Origin of the sequence: Capnocytophaga sp. oral taxon 864, assembly GCF_002998835.1 — a bacterium.
GTDB lineage: Bacteria > Bacteroidota > Bacteroidia > Flavobacteriales > Flavobacteriaceae > Capnocytophaga > Capnocytophaga ochracea.
This window is the reverse complement of the sequence record NZ_CP027232.1, coordinates 1326487-1346055: the sequence shown is the minus strand read 5'-3', so window position 1 is coordinate 1346055 and position 19569 is coordinate 1326487. Positions and strand designations below refer to the sequence as shown.

General features: G+C 39.8%; 4 protein-coding genes. 3 read left to right on the top strand and 1 reads right to left on the bottom strand.

The window, feature by feature from the left end; translation table 11 throughout:
- Nucleotides 1-247: 247 nt before the first annotated feature.
- The 3 genes from C3V44_RS05840 (at nt 248) to ric (ending at nt 16667) form a co-directional block, all read left to right on the top strand.
- On the top strand, nt 248-12409 hold the full coding sequence (locus C3V44_RS05840; protein ID WP_106095853.1) for a T9SS type B sorting domain-containing protein: 12162 nt from the start codon (nt 248-250) through the stop codon (nt 12407-12409).
- Nucleotides 12410-13462: 1053 nt separating this feature from the next.
- Nucleotides 13463-14992, top strand: a complete 1530-nt coding sequence (locus C3V44_RS05835; RefSeq protein WP_106095852.1) for a leucine-rich repeat domain-containing protein — start codon at nt 13463-13465, stop codon at nt 14990-14992.
- Nucleotides 14993-15941: 949 nt separating this feature from the next.
- A complete protein-coding gene (gene ric, locus C3V44_RS05830; protein WP_016479719.1) occupies nt 15942-16667 on the top strand; it encodes an iron-sulfur cluster repair di-iron protein in 726 nt (241 codons plus the stop codon).
- 55 nt (nt 16668-16722) lie between these two features.
- Here the strand turns inward: ric and uvrA are convergent, their stop codons facing one another.
- Nucleotides 16723-19479, bottom strand: a complete 2757-nt coding sequence (gene uvrA / locus C3V44_RS05825) for an excinuclease ABC subunit UvrA (RefSeq protein WP_106095851.1) — start codon at nt 19477-19479, stop codon at nt 16723-16725.
- Nucleotides 19480-19569 lie beyond the last annotated feature (90 nt).

Genomic DNA, 19569 nt, shown 5'->3' with positions numbered 1-19569 from the left:
TAAAATATAGCTAAAAAATAGCGGATTAAAAGGGTAGATTGTTTTTCTTTTTCACAGTTGTATGTAATTAATAATGTTATAGTTGTGTAAGGTTTTTCCGTTGAAAGAGCAGGGTAGGGAAGGGGTAGAAGAGCAACATTTGTTTTAACATTCGCAATAAAAGAGTTTTGCTGTTTCGAGAAAAATATATACTTTTGTGCATTAAAGTATAGTGATACTATTGTTTCAAAATAGCATATATAGCATTATGAGAAAGTTTTTTCTAACAATTGTTTTTATAGTAATGACGGTTTTCGGGCTTTCGGCTCAAACACCGCTGAACTTAAACAACTTTAATGTTTCCACAACACCAGGGCAATGTGCCTCAGATGGAAAGATTAAGGTGACGCTTCCTACTACTATGGGACCTGTAGGTACCAAGTTGCAGGTAAAACTCGATGTACCTGGTGACCCGAGCGGTCGTACGTGGCCTATGGAAATAGGAGTGACGGGTAAAAATGAACACGAGTTTACTACGCTTAAAGCGGGTACGTACACTGTTACAATGGTGAATGTAGCTAATAACCAGAAATCTACTTTACCTAAAGTGGTAACGATTACTTCTTCGTACGTACCACCAACTTTTAAAAGTTTTAAATCGGTACCGCCGTCTTGTACAGGGAATGGTAATGACGGTAGCGTGGTTTTCAGTATACAGAAAGGAGCTAAGGGGCCTTTTAAAGTGCGCCTTACCAAAGGGGGGACTGAGCTGTATAATGCTACTCATAATGCTGTTGCGGGGCAAGACTTGGAAATCACTATTCAAGGAACTGATGCTAAACCGATTACTACAGGAAGTGGTTATGAGCTTACCGTAGAAGATACAATGAATGGAACTCCGAATTGTGGGGAAACCAATAAAACTACTTTTTCAGTAGCGGCTTCTTCATTGAATATTGACTGTATGGAGTTTGAACTCGACAATGAGAATTCAGGCATACGCGTAGGAGCTGATTGTAAGTTTAATTTTTCATTTCGTATAAAACGAAAAGACAATGTAGGTATACAACAAAGTTTAGAGAATGAAATTAAAGGGAACCCTGGCACTGCTGTTATAAAACACTATGATTCAGCAGGAAATTATAAAAATACTTATGATATTACCTCTTCTTATCGCACAGGAGCTCGCCCACAAAAATCCAGTGCTTATTCTTTTATTACCAATGATATAGCTGGAGTACATTTTCAAGAAGGAGATATTATTGAACTGACTATTAAGTTAGGGAAAACACCTATAGTTAAGAAGTTCAAACTTGATAAGGACTTAGTAGATGTTGTAAAGAACAAATTGAACCCTACGAACTCGCACGACCCATTTATATATATGGACAGAGCAGGTTCGACAGCGATAGCAGCAGTGAACCGTTCAGACCTAAACGCTGACCCTGCTAATCCTTGCCCCAGTGGTTCTTCAGCTAAGTATCTGTACGTAGAGGCTAATTGGAAAAAAATAGAATTACCTAACCCAGACAGTGCTTCTGATAAGATGTACTTTGGGTTCTATAACTGGCAGAACTTTACTCCAGCAGACTGGGTAAAAAATCCATCAGCAGCAGGAGCCAAAGGATTTTATTTTGAAATATACAAATATACAGGTACAGGTGACCCCAGTTGGAATGCTACTTATACACAATCAGAAATAGGCAACCCTGCTAAATGGCTACTTCTTACGCCAGGGACTGACTATACTTGGATAAACAACAACGGTAGTTTGTATGCCGATTTAGCTTCACAACCTGATGGCTACTATAAGGTGAAGTTTAAAACTGTAGGGATTACTCAGTGTTATGAGCCGGAGCGTATTGTGAATATGGCTCCTTTGCCTAATAAGATAGATGAGCGTTTTGACGGGATAGAAATTAATAGAGGGATATTTAAAGGTACTGTATCTATACGCAAATGGGTAGCAGGAAACCAATTTAATTACCCTATCACTGTGACTGTTGATTATTTAGACGATGGGCACAGTGGTACTACTCGTACATTTGACTTCCAAACCGCTTTACCTTTTGAACCCCTACACAAAGTAACGTATACTTTCCCTATAGTAAAAGAGGTGAGAAACCCTGATACCGCTAATGAAACGTATCGTTTTGAGTTTGGAGACCTTCCACAAGGTAGATATAGTATTACTATTAAAGACCGCTGTGGCAATGAAGCTACCAAGGACTTCGACTTAAACACCCCAATGCAGTATGACAAAGATGAGGTGAGAGTAGAGCAAGGATGTGTGGGAGCAGCAAAAATTTCGTATGAAATAGAGGCGACTCCCGTAGGAACACTTCGTTACGCACAATATACTTTATTAAAAAAGACTACTACAGGCTATGACCAAGTAGTAGGTAGAAGTAACGACCGTTCACACTCCTTTAATAACTTATCAGCAGGAGAGTATCTGTTACAGTCTACTTATTTCTATTACGCACGTATAAAACAACTATGGAGTGTAGGGAAAGCTTCACAGAGGGAACAGTACTTTACTGATCCAGCTAATAGTATGAATTTGTATAGTGTAATCCCTTCTCCTGACACTCATAAACCTTCTGACCCAGTGAATGATGGGACAGGAGCTTTTCACGTCAGTCGTGTGTACTTAACCGTGAGCCCTACGGGAGAACTCAAACGCGATGTGGTAGGTACTTCGTGTAGTGCGGCATCGGGAACAGGACTTATAGCGGTGAACGTTACCAATCCTGAGTATATCCGTTATCCATTACAATTCAGCATTAAGAATACCGTTACAGGAGTAGAAACTAAATCGCCAGTATTTGGAGCTACTTCTACTGCTACGGGGTACGTATTTAAGAACGTACCAGACGGTACTTATGCTGTGACCACTTCTCACGCTTGTGGTGATTACCCTGATTCGGCTTTGGTAACGGCAAATAACTATACTTCACCAGGAGTTACCTATGTAGCAAGAAGCACGAACCCTTGTAATGGTGATGTGGTAGACCTTACCTTTGGCGGTTCGGCGCAACTCTTCAATATAGAGTGGTTCCGTATAGAAACTGATGCTACTGAAACTTTCTTGGGTAGTGAACAAACTATTAGTGATACGGTAACACGCAATACTCAGTATGTGGTGCGTTACAGTTTGAAAGACCTCGGGTTGTGTACTACTAACTCGGGCAGTCATACTATTACCGTAAACTTTGCTCCTGACGCCATACCTCCTGTGATTACAGGTTGCCCATCGCAAAATATTGAAGTAACTGCAGTAGCTAACCAGTGTTACGGAATAGCACATTGGGGAGTGGTAACGGCAACCGATAACTGCCGTATAGGCTCTTGGGGTCAGACTCACCAAAGTGGAGAGCGTTTCCCGATAGGAACGACCTCGGTAACCTATGTGTTTAAGGATACCTCAGGTAATGCAGCTACTTGTACCTTTAACGTGGTAGTAAAATCGCGCGCTGTAGATATGGAGGTTACCAATGATTTTGTAGATGGTACAGGGGCTCCTATCAACCGCGATTTATCACTTACTGAGAACTTCAACTATCGCATTACTTATAGAAATAAAGGAACTGCAGGGGTAGTATCGTCGACCTTGGAGGTTACTTTGCCTAATCACCCTAACATTACCATAGGTACTCCTGATGTTACAGGGGCTACCCTTACTATCTACAAGCCTACCTTTACTAAATCGGGTAATGTGATTACTTTTACACTGCCTAAGCAAACACTTACAGCAGGAGGTAATGTGCGTACCATACTCATTCCTCTTACTCTAAAAGGAGAGTGTTCAGTAATCGGTAAACCTTGTATGAATGTGTTGCAAGCTACTTACTCTTTAACTTACTCAGGAGGAACGGCAGCTTGTACTATTCCTGAGCAAACTAGCACAGGCTCTAAAACTATTGCGATATCTACGCAAGAGTGTTCACGTACTGAGATTGCTTGTTCTGGCATAAATACACGCCTCACCGCTATTGATGGTTTTACTGCTTATAATTGGTATAAGAACGGTACACAGATACCAAATCCGTTAAACCATAATTATATAGAGGTAAGCGACCCTGCTACTTATAGAGTAGATAAATTGATGAAATGTGGTAATGTAACCTACACTACCAGTGAAGAAATAAAATTCGTATCCAGCAATAACCTACCAGACCCTATCAGACCTCAAGCTAACGGAGGTGATGTGTGTGCGGGTAACAACTTATGGGTAAGTCACTTTATCTTGTGTAATCAGCCTTCACGTAATATAGTGGTGAACTTCCGCGATAGCAATATAACTTGGCAAAAGCTAAAAGCAGGCTCTTCGCCATCAAGTTTGAACTGTCCGAACTTAGATGATAGCGCTTGGGGAGATGTACATAACAACAATACTTTTGTTGCCAACGCACAAGGTCATTTCCGCTTGCGTGTATCAGACAAGGATAACAACTGTGAAAAATACTTCTATTTTGATGTATTTACCAATTCACTTTCAGGTGAAATAATAGACTTTGCCAATGTAACCAGCTATCAGCAAGGTTTCATTACTATACGTATGGCTACGGCAGGTCTTGCTTATAAATATGTGTTGAAAAACTCAGCAGGTAATGTAGTGAACCAAAACGGACAAGCTTTTGTGATTACTACTAATTCAGAATATCGAGTGCCTATAACCATAGCCCCTGATACTTATACTGTTGAGGTTACTTCAACTGCTTTGCCAAGCACTTGTAAGGCAACCTTTATACAAAAAATAGAAAAACAAACTACTCTTACAGCCAAAGTAACTCCTAAGGCTTGGAAGAACTGTAACTCACTTACTACTCGCTTTGAAGCCGATGGAGGTAAGAATCCTTATCAGTTTGCTATTTGGAGTATTGACGGCGTAGTACAAAACGGTTATACTGATTACTCCGATGTACCTGCTTCAGCTTTCATAGCTACTATACCTGCGGGTAGTAGCTTTGTAGAGCGTGATATACATATAGACCAACCTGGTAGATATGTGTTCATAGCCAAAGATGCTAACTCAGCTTACGCTCTTACTGCGCCTGTGGATATTTATCCAGAAGGACTCTTAGGCTATACAATCAAAACTCGCGATATCTTGTGTGGCTTTGCTAATAACTCCGGACAGGTGTCTATTACTTATAATACACAGCAAAACGTGAAGTCTACCCTTTACAAGTTAGACGACACAGGAGCACGAATACAAACTATAGGTACCAACTCTACAGGTTTCTTTAATAACTTGGAAGCTGGTAAGTATGAATTGGAAATAAAAATACAGTTATCTACTACCAATATATGTACTTATAGGAACCGCAATATTGTAATTAAAGATATAGAAAGCACTTTGCGTGCTTATGCAGGAGTGGCTGAGGATATCTCTTGTGATACTTCAAGTCCTACCAAAGAGTATATAGTACATATTAACAATGTGTCAGGAGGTACTGGTACAGGTTATGAGTTTAGTACTAATAATGTATCGTTTACTACCGTGCCTATTTTGCGTGTAGGTTCTACAGCAAGTGTGGTATATGTACGCGATAGTAATAAATGTACTCTTGAAATACCTATTACCATAAAACCAATAGTACCTGCTACCGTAAGTGCTTCTACTGTTACTTATGACTGTGAGGGTAAAGGTACCTTTACGGTAACTACTAACCCAGCAGGTAACTACGAATATGACATTGTAAAAGACAATGGTACTCTCAGTGAAACACGTACTTCTAATGTCTTTACATTAGACCCAGGTATTTATAGTGTTTATGTGCGGTATACACCGAAGACAGCTACGGGCACAACTCCTAATGTGTTGTTTAAAGAAGACTTTGGTAAAGGTAAGAATACTTGTGACTCCGAGTCGGTATTTATTACTTGTAATGCCAACGGTACTACTTTGGGCGATAACCAGTATATGATTACACGCCAAGTACCTACTACAGGAACTTACTGGGTATCTACACCACCGTTAGACGCTTCGGGAGTAACCGATGGTCGCTATTTAGCAATCAACGGAAGTAGCCCTGATAATGATAATGGTATTGTTTACAAGCGCACGATTAGAGATGTAGTAGCCGGTCAAGAAATGAGTGTATCGGTGAACTTGTTCAACTTATTACCTATTACTTATATAGGTGGTACTAACCCTAACTTGATAGTACGCTTGTACAATCCTGGTAACCCAGCACAATACGTTGAAAGGTCATTAGGTGAACTTCCTCGTATAGGAGCTTGGCTTAATAAGAAAGTAACCTTTGCAACTACTGATATAACTGCTAATGCTTATATATTTGAGATTAGAAATATAGCAGCTGCTTCTACTGTGGGTAGTGATTTAGCAGTGGACGATATTGTGATTACACAACCTACTAAGATATGCCAAGTACGCGCCGAAGGACTTTCAGTGAAGATTGACAAGAACAAAGGCTTTAAAGCACGTGGTACTACCTACGATGAAAAATGTGGTAAGAATGATGGTTCTATCTTCTTAACAGTTGATAATCCACCTTCTACATTTGTAATAGAATATCAAATAGCGGGTACTACTACTTGGACGAGTGTTACCCTTACACAGATTAATCCTACTCAAGGGGTCGCTACCCTTACAGGAATCCCAGCAGTAAATAATGGTACGTTATTGGTGCGTAAAGCTAATGAACACAGTTGCCAAACAGCCTTTAACTATACTATTAACAAGCCAGTACCTTTAACGGTTACGGCTACAGTTACAGCTCCGGTGTCTTGCTTCAATACCTTTGCGACAGTACGCTTTACTGCCGAAGGAGGTGCAAAACCTTATAAAACATTCCGCTTTACTCCTATAACAGGTGCTACACCATCACAATCGAAATCGGCTGTAAATAACGAAGCTGACTTTAACTTACAGGTAGGAACTTATGTAATTGAAGTAGAGGATAACAATGGTTGTACAATGACGGCTACTCTTGATGTGCCAGCGCCTAAGCCATTGCAAATAGAAGTAGTAGACTTAGAACCTTGCTTTAAAGGTGGTGCTACAGGTCGTTTGCAAGTGAAGGTAATAAATGGCAATGGTAGCTATCAGTTTAGTAAAGACGGAGGCGCAACTTTTGAGTCCAGCGCTACAAACTTTGTCATTTACGAAAACCTATCGGCTGGTGTTTATAACTTTGAAGTAAAAGATGGTGCCGACTGTCGTACAAGCACTTCTTATACTATAGATAACCCATTGCGTATGCAAGTGATCTCTAAAGCAGCTTTAACTTGTGTACCTAATAGCGAAGCTGAGTATGATATTACTTACTCTGGTGGTAAAGCTGGAGGTGCTCGTCAGTTCTTGTGGAGCAATTCACCTACTGCCAACTTTACAGTAGCAGCCCCTACAGGTATTGCTATTAGCCACTCTGGTAATACTTATACTTTCAAAACTAAGATACCAGGTGATTACTACTTCAAGATACGTTACCAAATGACTAATGGAGACTACTGTGAAGTGATTTCATCTAAACAAGAAGTGAAGAAAGGTGCTCCTGCCTTTGTAGTTACGCCTACTGTTGAAGGTATTAACTGCGCAGGCATTAATTCAGGTAAGATACTTTTCAACAATGCCAATATTTCAGGAGGAGTAGCTCCTTATACTATAGAGTTTAATAATGGTCTTACCACCGTTACACGTCCAGTAGGAGATATTACAGGATTGGCAAAAGGAATCTATACTCTTACAATTGTAGATGCTTCAAACTGTAAATCCGACCCATTAGGTCTTACTGTTACCGAAGTACCTGCAATGGTAGTCTCTGTTACCCATACTGATCTTGAGTGCTCTACTACGGGTACTCAGAAAGCTCAGGCAAGTGCTTGGGTGAATAAAGGAGGTACTGCACCATTCACTGTTACTTTAAATAAGAACGGCGTGGTGAATGCTACTCGTACTAATGTAGCTACTGGTTCAAGAGAAACCTTTATGAACTTAGACATTGGTAACTACCAAATAGTGGTAGAAGATGCTAAGTCTTGTAAGTATACTTATGACTTTGTCGTAAAATCCGACGCTAATGGCTTAGACGCACGAGGTACAGCCACCATAGGTTGTGCTGCCAACTCCGGTGAAATAGCTATCTCAGTATACGATAAGTCAGGAGGAACTATTGGTGCTAACCAATACATCGCCGTATATCGTGAAGGTATTACTCCTCCTTATGGAGCCACTACCAGTGTACAAGAAACAACTAATAACCCTCTTGGTGGTACCGATACTTGGTTCCACGGAGGTGCTGTGGTACCTACTCTCTTGTCCGATGGTAGTGTTAAAAACGCCTCTACTTACACCTTTACAGGTGTTACACCAGGGGTAACCTATACCTTTATCGTGTACGATGCAAGTAGCAAGTGTACCTTTATCAAGGAAGCTAATATACCTGTACCTACGCAATCGCACTTAGAAGCTACTATCACAGGTGTTGCTTCTACTACTTGTGCCGATGCTAATGACGGTAAGGTGTTCGTTCGCTTGAAGAACTGGACAAATCCAAATGTTACCTATCAAGTATTCCGTTATACACCTACTTATCCGTCATTAGGAACTGCTGTAGCGAGTGGTCCTGTTACGCCACCATTAACAGCAACTCCAGCAGTGGGTCAAGATATAGTAATACCAAATGTTCCAGCAGGTAGATATTTTGTCCTCTTTACTGAGGGTGGTACTAACTGTACACAAGGTACTACCAACTTTACCATAGGTAAGTCAGCGTCTTTATTGACAATGACTGCTACGGTTACCCGTAAGGCAAACTGTCAAGCACCGCAACCACAAGGTCTCGGTAAGATAGTAGTAGATGCCACAGGTGGTACAGCCCCTTATCAGTATTACTATCACAATACAACCATATCAGCAGCACCTACCGGTACTGCCTTAGATAATGCCCTCACTACTTCTACTGATAACGAATCAAAAGACGTAGAAGCAGGTGTTTGGAAAGTATTCGTCAGAGATACTTCTGGCTGTTTGAGAGAAAACACAGTTACCGTAACCGTCGATTCTCAACCTTCTGTTGCTTCAATTACTGTCGATGACGCTTGTAGCGATAATACCGATTATCCTATTAGAGTGAAATTTAACAGCATAGGTATTGGTCAACATCAATACAAGATAGACGGTATTGTGAACTGGCAAAACATAACAGTAGCTACTGAAACTGTTTTACCAATACGCTTAGCACCAAATCCAAATCCGTACACCATCTCATTTAAAGATGCTAATGGTTGCGAAACTAGTACTACATTTAGAGTACACGAGATGATTAAGTTTGATGCAAGTCACTTACCATTGTTACCTTGTGGTGCTACTAATACAGTAACTATCAATGTAACTAATATCACAGGTGGTTCAGGTACTTATAAGTTTAGTCTCTACCGTGTGATTAACAAAGGTACTGCCAACGAACGTGCTGTACCAGTGGTTACAGGGGCTAATGTTACAGGTAATGCACATAGTGTAATAACCAATGGTGGTATAGGTAGCTACCTCATCAATATCTATGATGCAGCTACTTGGGGTACTCCTGCCGAATGTGCTAAGTCGTTAGACTTCGTAGTAAGACCTCCTGAAATACCTAGACTCGAAGTCCTTTCGGTTACTACACCTACTTGTTATGCCGAAACTGCTACCGTACGTATAAAAGCAAACCCTGTTGATGGTATTCCATATACCTTCACAATTACCGATAATGCAGGGGTAGCAGTACCAGGTGTTACTCAGGTTCTAAATGGTAATTACGTAACCTTTAATAACGTACCATCAGGTGCAGCCATCTTAGGTGGTGCTACCTACCGTATTACAGCTGTAAGTGCACAAGTTTGTTCATCAACCATTGAAGTAACGGTTACCTCTCCTGATGTAATCTCAACTACCAATGCCCTTAGCAAAAAAGAGTACACTTGCGATGCTGATACAGGTGAAGTTACTAATCCACAATTGCATTTCGATTTGAATAATGTAACAGGTGGTACTGAGTCTTATACACGTATTGAATACCGAGAGCTTGCCTCAGGCACCTTGCTCTATCAACAGCAAGTAACTCCGGGAGTAACCTCTTATAGCTACACCTTACCAAACTATTTAACTACCGCTAATAGTTATTATGCACAGGTGTACGATACCAATGGTTGTAGTGCAACTACTACCGCAGTGACTATTTCACCTACACTTATGATGAGCGGTCTTACCGCTACTCAGTTACAAGCGAAGACTTGTAATGTAGATGAAAACATCTCTGTAACCCTCAGCACTACCACCGTATACAGTGGCGAACCTATCGAGTACTCAGTGAGCAAAGTAGGTTGGGGTACTATTACCGTAATACCTCCAGTAACGCTTAACTCACTCACTTATACATTCACCCTTACTGAACCTTACGCTTATGTGATAAGAGCTAAGAATATGATTACGGGTTGCGAGGTAAGTACCAACTATACCGTTCTTGATCCTAATACCTTGTTGTTAGAAGCTAAGAACCCACAAAGGGTAACTTGCTACGGCGGTACGGGTTCTATTACCTTAGAACTTACCGATACCCGCCTTTCTGACGGCGACCAAGTGGCTAACGGATTTAGCTATACAATCTATCCGTTGCCAGTAGGTACTCCTATTACGGGTAACTCTACAGGTGCTACCATAGTACACGCAGGCTTGCCAGCAAGCAAGTACAGGGTAGAAGCTATCTCGGCTATTTCAGGCTGTAAAGCCGAAACTACCTTCGAAATAGTACAAGCCGAAGCTCCTATAACTGTTTTTGCAAGAGAAACATTTAGTGTAACTTGTGATAATAATCGTGGTGAGATACTCGTAACCGTGTCAGGTGGTTGGGCTCCTTATACGGTCAATATACAAGGCGGTGCTATTACAGGTCAGAAAACCATAGCTCTCAATGGCGATAGTGTATTATTCTCAGGATTGGTCGGTACTCCTGGTGGTGTAGTAACTTACACTATTACTGTTACCGATGCGTGGGGCTGTTCAGTAGCTTCAGGTACTACTCAGGTAGGCTTAAAAGCACCTGACCCAATTACCGCTACTGTTTCCGTAACTCGTCACGTTACTTGTCAGGGAGATACTGATGGAGAGATTACTATTGATCCATTGAGCATAAGAGGAGGATCAGGACGTTATCATTATACAATTATAGATTCTCACTATAACTTTAGGACGCAATCAGATACTACATTTAGGAACTTGCCTCCTGATACTTATACAGTCGAAATAATGGATACTTGGGGCTGTTTGTTCAAAAAGGAACAACTAATAGTAAAAGAACCTAAGCCTATCGTAGTGAATGTAACCGATTCTAACTTGCTTGTATGCCACAAAGGTAACGATGCTTGGATAGAGTTCACCGTTGATGGCGGTCGTCCTAACTACGACATCGCTATAATGAAAGAAGGCTCTAACGTTCCTGCACATACCGATTATGCTACCTCGTCAGCAACCGTAATCCGCGCTTCTAACTTAACCGAAGGCAATTACGAGATTGTGGTAACCGATAGCGTAAGCAGTACAACCAACAGCTGTGTGATGTCGCCTACATATAAGTTCAGCGTTTACTCAGCTCCTGACCTCGACCCAACTACCGAGCAAGGCTTCAGTTGTGATAATAACGACTTCACAACCTGGATAGAAGTACGCTTCAAAGACGAAGTAGATTTCAATAAGATAACCTACAAACTCAATGGAGCTACTACACCACAAACCTTCTCGCGTAACAACGGTGTGAATGTCGGCTATATCGACCAGAACAGGTTTAATATGAGTATAGCAACTCAAACCTTAGAGATTATCTATACCGATGTCCATTCAGTTACCGGAGCTGTTAAGCAATGTACTCAAATGGCTACCAAATCAGTAACTGTGATAGAGTATCGCCAGTTGAACAATATCGTGAAATCACCTACTACCGTTATCAATACACTACAAGTAGAAGGTGTAAACGGTGTGAAACCTTATCGTTATGAGTTCAATGGCGAGGATTACGATACCAATAACGTCTACGAATTGAGAATGAACGACCGTGAGTACACCGATCCAGTAAGCGGTAAGAAACTCAAAATAGTAGATGTAGTAGTACACGATGCAGCAGGCTGTACGTTCTCCAAAACGTTCTATGAAGAATACTTCGATGTATTCATACCGAACTTCTTTACTCCTGACGGCGATGGCAACTACGATACGTGGGCTCCACGCAGAGTAGATAAGTATCCGTTCATTCGTACTACTATTTACGACCGCTATGGTCGTCGCCTCAAAACGCTTAGAGCAGGCGAAGAATGGGACGGTAAGTACGACGGTAGAGATATGCCAACAGGCGACTATTGGTACCTCGTAGAACTTAGCGACGAACACGATACTCGTACCTTCAACGGTAACTTTACACTATATCGTTAAGATTTGTTTGCTTCATAGGTTATACATTAATTAATATTTATTTCAAAAGGGCTATCCGCTAAGGGTAGCCCTTTTTCATTTCTTAAAAATTTTATTGCTATCCCAACTGTAATGGTCATTGTATTTTCCTTCACTTTATTTATTACCTTTTGCCTTTTATTTTTATCTTATACACTCCCCATTTGCTAATTTCCTCATTCTCTCATTTCCTTACTTCTGGTATTATTGGCTTATTTTGGTGTTATCAGTTTTATTCCCTATCTTATGCATCATAATTAACATCAGTTACAATTTATTCATTACTGTTCCGTGAAATCTGTGCGAGACTTCCAGGCTTGCTACCTATTTGTTTGATTATTTTAAGATTTGTAAGATTTCTGTAGCGTAAGCTACACTTTTTTCTTACACCAATCTCACACTAACTTAAAACACTATAAACTCAATTAATGTTCGATTATAATTTAATTGATTGTTATTGTAGAGCCACTGTAGAGCCACTATAAAACCATTGTAGTTCTGTTTAAGGTTTATTAAAAGTTCGTCAGGCGTCTCACAGAGCAACTGCACAAAATTATGAAGTATAGGTCAGTTCGATATATACAAAGCGAATTAAGAGTTGAAGAAAAATACTATATTGTTTTATTGATAGTTATGTTCTTCACGTATGATAAGCATCGCTACTTCCCCCTTTGAAGGAAGTCCGTGAGAGCGGAGTATGTGAGAGGGGGGATGTTTATAATCAACCGATTAGCTCAATGCAAGTTGCTAATCCGTACACATCACATTTGTCAATTGTCAATTGTCAATTGAAAGACTTTCTGGGTAGCTTCCTACCTATTTGTTTGATTTTCTTTAAAGAAAACCTTGTACGTTTAACCTATACTTCTCTTATTAAACAATAATTTTACTCTAATAAAGTTCTTATAATATTACTTGATTGTCAGATGTTTAAATATAAAATGTTACAAATAACACAAAATAATAGATAATATTATCTCTAAAAGTTTGTTTTGTATTGTAAAAATACCTATTTTTGTAGCGAAATTTAATTAAATGTATTTAGCAATGAAAACTAGACTAATGATGTTAGCTTTAGCAGTGTTGACTTCAGCAACCCTGTTCAGCTGCAAAAAAGACGATAAAGAGGGAGACTCTAATATCATATTAGAGAAAACGGCTGTCACCCTTAACTTAGGAGGGCAAACAACCGTGAAAGTAACTGCCCCCGACGGTATCCTAAAGCCCGAATCTGAAGATGTAGACGTGGCTATCGCCAATATGGGAAGAGATATTAATGTTATTATCTCTAGCAAAAAAGTAGGCGGTAAAGTAGGCGAAACCCGTGTGAAAATAGAAAGTAAAACGGGTGGAGTTGCCTATATCAATGTAACTGTAAAAGACAAAGAAACTAATGATAGAGGTTTAGTCGTTTTGGGTAAAACCGTATTTGTTGATAGAGACCAAGAAGTAGAAGTTACCAATTTGCTCAAGAAATATAACGGTACTGTAGATAAAGTAAATATCAAATCTACTTCATCTGCTTTGGCACAAGTACGCAAAGATGGAAATAGATTTTTTGTAAAAGGAATAGGCGAAGGGCAAACTGGTGAAGTATATTTCGAAGATACCGCGGGTGAGAAAGACGATAAAGGATTCCCTAAAGGAAGTTTTATCGTACACGTACGAGCTCCTTTTACTGCTGCAATTCAAAATGTAGAAATAGGGATAGGAGGAAAACCTAGACGTATTGATTTAAATAATATTTATAATAATTCATTTACTATTGGCACTTACGATAGTAGTATTGCTACTATTGAATATGCGAAAGAATTAGTTGGTGCAGATATAGAGAAAGAGAATGGTAAATATACGGGTGTTAAAATATTTGGGAAAAAAGAAGGAACTTTAACAGTAGAGCTTACTAATAGTGATGGTGATAATGGTAAGGGAAATAAACTTATACTTACTATTGCTGTTAGAAAATCAGATGACTCAAATTATATTGTTAAAGATGGTGTACTTTTAGGAATAAAGACAGGTGTAAAATTAAAAGGAAATATTACTCTTCCACCTAATATTACTAAAGTAGCACGTAGGGCTTTTGCAGGGCAAAACGAGCTTACAGGAATAGATTTTAATAATGTTACAGAGATAGAAGGTAAGTTGTTTAATGAAAATGAGACAGATCTTTATTCTTTTGATGTTAATGTTTCATATATCAAATTTCCTAAAATTAAAAAGATTGGAGATTCTTCTTTTAGAATGGCCAGAAGTTTAACGAAGGTAGAATTTCCTGCTACTTTAACCCACTTAGGACAAAATGCATTCAGTAATTGTACTGCATTACAACACGTAGCTTTTAGAGGAACAGTTCCTCCAAAAGGATTAGGAGCTTTACCAGAGGGTAAAGATGTTCCAGCTCCTGAAATAGATAACATAAGAGATGTTTTTTCAAACGGAAACGGTAAGATACAGTTGTATATTCCATTATCAAGTAAAGCTGATTATGATAGAGTTATCTCACAGTCTGATTTCCGTGCAGGAGGTATATACAATCCTAAAGATATTTCAGAATTTAAATAATAGACAAGATAGTTGGAGAAGATATACTTTTAGTAGTCGTCTTATTCATAAGAATTAAATATTTAATAATAGGGGAAAACCGTTATAAGTATAGCTTATAACGGTTTTTTTATGTGCAATCTTTCAAGCACTCCAATTCTGAAATCAATTGTCCGTCGTGCTACTACTTTTTCTGAGGCATAGTTTCACTCTTTAGCCCAAATTCGCCTCAAATTGTATTTGCCTAATTAAAGTGCCTGCCGTGCTACGGACGGCTCAAATAAAAAGAGGCTTCTAACCCCTTAGAAGCCTCTTGAATTTAATAATAAAAAAGAAAACTTAAAAATAAAAATTATGAAAAAAACTTTTTGTTTACAATTACATTCTTGTTTTTATACACAACTTGTAGTTTGTTTATTTCTTTGTTGTTGGTTATGAAAAAGTCTCTTATCTTTTTTGATGGCACAAAGATACGTTAAAAAATGTAACTACCAAAAAATATTCAAAAAAATATGCAAAAAAAATATAACTATTATCGCTGAAATTCTTATTTTACTGTTAATAATTACACACTAAATCTTTAAAAACACTGCGTTTTATCTGTTAAAAAACTGTTTTTAACAGATAAAACGCAAAGAAAATGTTAAAATCCCGAGAATAACGCAATGAATGTTAAAGTTTTATTTTTGCCCTTTTAAGACAATATTATCTTCTTTAAAATGCCCAAAATCTCTATAAAAAAGCTATTGTGTCACTCTTTCCTTTATTCATTTTAGAACGATAAAAGGATTCAAACATCTTCTTAATGTTAAAATGAAGGTCTTAAATATTTGTTAATGTAAAAGGAATGTTAAAAGCGAAAACTACCTTATTTCTAAGGTATAGTATTTGTATAATAAACAAAAAAGATATAATACACTTTTATTATCCAAATACTTTTCATACCTTTGCCCTCTCAAATTAAATTATTATGAGTATAACAACAAACAAAACCATTGGCGAAATCGTAGCCGACGATTTTCGCACTGCCGCTATATTTAAAAAACACGGTATTGATTTTTGCTGCAAAGGCGGTCGTACTATCGACGAAGCCTGTGAGAAAAAAGGAGTAGAGAAAAACGCGCTTATTAGCGAGTTAGAAGCGCTCCCCAAAGGCAATAGCAACGAGGTCGATGTACGCGATTGGCCTCTCGACTTGCTTGCTAACTATATTGTGCGCATTCATCACCAATACGTGCGCGACAAAACCCCTATGCTTTTGCAGTTTCTCGATAAGCTATGTCGTGTGCACGGCGAGCGTCACCCTGAACTCTTTGAAATCAATCGTATTTTTAATGAGAGTGCTCGTGACCTCGAGTCGCATTTTAAAAAAGAAGAAGGAGTGCTTTTCCCTTTTATCGAAAGCCTCGTAAAAGCACAACAATCAGGGCAACCTCTTGGCGATATACCTTTCGGTACGGTAGAGAACCCTATCGCAATGATGATGCACGAACACAGTGCAGAAGGTGAGCGTTTCGAGGAAATAGTAAAGCTTACCAATAACTATACGCCTCCTGCCGACGCTTGTAATACTTACAAGGTAACGTATCAAATGTTGCAAGAGTTTGAAACCGATTTAAATCGTCATATTCACCTCGAAAACAATATTCTTTTCCCTAAAGCTATTGCTTTGGAAAAGCAACTTCGTCAAGCGTAGTTTATTATTAGGATTATCAATAAAAAAGAGTTCGGTAAGAATACCGAACTCTTTTTTATTTCAGTTTTAAGTATTTTCCTGTGTAGCTCTTTTTGTTTTTAGCGATTTCTTCGGGCGTGCCTGTCGCTATGAGATTACCTCCCTTAGCACCGCCTTCTAAGCCTAAATCTATCACGTAGTCAGCCGATTTTATCATCTCTACATTGTGCTCTATAATAATTACCGAATGCCCTTTTTCTATAAGAGCTTGCAATGAGTCTAAGAGCTTTCGAATGTCGTGAAAGTGTAAGCCGGTAGTAGGCTCATCGAAGATGAAAAGCACCTTTTCTTTACTGTCCGATTTTGATAGAAACGACGCTAATTTTATCCGTTGGGCTTCCCCACCCGATAGGGTAGAGGAGGACTGCCCCAGTGTTACATACCCCAAACCTACATCTTGCAAAGGTTTGAGTTTTTCAGCTATTTTGGTTTGTTTGTGCTTTTGGAAAAAGGCTACTGCATCGTCAATAGTGGTGTTCAGCAGGTCATCTATGTTTTTGCCTTCGTACATCACTTCAAGCACTTCTTTTTTGAAGCGTTTGCCTCCACAAGCCTCACAAGTGAGGTGCACATCAGCCATAAATTGCATTTCTATGGTTACTTCACCCTCTCCTTTACATACTTCACAACGCCCCCCATCAACGTTGAACGAGAAGTGCTTAGATTGGAAATTCCGAATCTTTGCCAACTTCTGATTTGCAAAGAGGGCGCGAATATCGTCGTAAGCCTTAATATAGGTAATAGGATTTGAACGGGTGGATTTTCCAATAGGGTTTTGGTCTACAAACTCCACACTTTGCAAGTGCTTGTATTTGCCCTCTATTTTGGTAAACTGACCGATTTTCTCTCCGCCTAAATCCAATTCTTTTTGAATAGCAGGATAGAGTAGCTTTTTCACCAAAGTAGATTTTCCACTACCCGATACCCCTGTAACTACCGTGAGCATATCCAAAGGGAAGGTAACATCTATATTTTTAAGGTTGTTCTCGCGACAGCCTACCAAAGTGATGTAGTGAGGTGAAGTGCGTCGCTTTTTGGGTACTTCAATTGTTAAGCGCCCACTGAGGTATTTCCCCGTAAGGGTGTTGGCTTTTAGAAGTTCCTCATAAGTGCCTGTCGCTACTACTTCGCCACCGTGCGTGCCCGCTTCAGGACCTATATCTATGATGTAGTCGGCAGCTTTCATAATATCCTCGTCGTGCTCCACCACAATCACCGTATTGCCTAAGTTGCGCAAAGATTTTAGTACGCTTATCAGTCGTTCGGTATCGCGCGGGTGCAAACCGATACTGGGCTCATCGAGTATGTACATAGAGCCTACCAAACTACTTCCCAACGAGGTCGCTAAGTTAATGCGCTGGCTTTCCCCTCCTGAGAGCGTATTCGATTTTCGGTTGAGCGTTAAGTAACCTAAGCCCACATCGGTGAGGAATTGCAAGCGGTTGTTAATTTCTAAAAGCAATCGTTTGGCTACCTCTTGCTCATAGTCGGTGAGTTTGAGTTCTTTGAAAAAGACTTGTAGTTCTTCAATAGGCAATTCTACCAAGTCCGAAATGCTTTTGCCTGCTATTTTCACGTAGTTAGCCTCTTTGCGCAAACGCTTGCCGTGGCATTCGTGACAACGCGTTTTTCCGCGATAGCGTGCCAAGAGCACTCGGTTTTGTATTTTATAACTTTTGTCTTCTAACTCTTTGAAAAAATCGGTGAGTCCTGTGAAATACTTGTTGCCGTCCCAAACCAATTGTTTTTGCTCATCGGTGAGCTCAAACCAAGGCTTGTGTATCGGGAAATCGAACTTATAGGCATTATTCACCAATTGGTCACGAAACCAACTCATCGTCTCGCCACGCCAAGGATAGATAGCATTCTCGTAGACCGAAAGACCTGTGTTAGGTACGATAAGATCTTCATCAAGTCCGATAGTATCACCATAACCATCGCATTTTGGGCAAGCCCCATAAGGGTTGTTAAAGCTGAATAAGTGTACGTTAGGCTCTAAAAAAGTGATACCGTCCAACTCAAACCGATTGCTGAAATGCGTTTGTACCACTCCGTCCATTTCTTGAATGTAGCATTCACCCTTCCCTTCAAAGAAAGCCGTGTCTACGGCATCGGCAAGGCGGTGCTGAAAGTCTTCGTCGTGACGCACAATCACCCTATCTACTACCAATTGGAAATTGTCGAGATTCTTAGGCAAATTGTCTTCCTCAAGACGGATGATTTCTTCTTTGTATAGAATACGCGCATAGCCTTGTTGTAATAGGAGTTTGAGCACTTGCTCTACGGTATGGTCTTTGGGGATACTCACAGGTGCTAAAAGCAACAGTTTGGTGCCTTCTGGATAGCGCATCACCGCATCAACCACATCGGTAACCGTATGTTTTTTCACCTCTTGTCCCGAAATTGGCGAATACGTCTTCCCGATACGAGCAAAGAGCAGTTTCAAGTAGTCGTACACCTCGGTAGAAGTGCCCACAGTAGAACGTGGGTTCGAGGTGTTTACTTTCTGCTGAATAGCAATGGCAGGGGCAATCCCTATGATATTGTCCACTTTGGGTTTGTCTAACTTACCCAAAAACTGACGCGCGTACGACGATAGGCTCTCCACATAACGGCGTTGCCCTTCGGCGTAAAGCGTGTCAAACGCCAATGATGATTTACCCGAGCCCGAAAGTCCTGTAATCACCACTAACTTATTACGAGGAATTCCTACGGTTATATTTTTAAGGTTGTGCAATTTCGCACCCTTTATAAGTATCTCTTTGGTTTTCATTTTTATCTATTAGGGAGGGCAAAGGTACGAAATAATTAACAAATAGGCTAATTGGGAAAAATCTTATTATAGCAACCGCAATTTCGTGCG

Coding starts and splice junctions, on each gene's coding strand:
- C3V44_RS05840 (WP_106095853.1), top strand. CDS start 248: ATGAGAAAGTTTTTTCTAACAATTGTTTTTATAGTAATGACGGTTTTC.
- C3V44_RS05835 (WP_106095852.1), top strand. CDS start 13,463: ATGTATTTAGCAATGAAAACTAGACTAATGATGTTAGCTTTAGCAGTG.
- ric (WP_016479719.1), top strand. CDS start 15,942: ATGAGTATAACAACAAACAAAACCATTGGCGAAATCGTAGCCGACGAT.
- uvrA (WP_106095851.1), bottom strand. CDS start 19,479: ATGAAAACCAAAGAGATACTTATAAAGGGTGCGAAATTGCACAACCTT.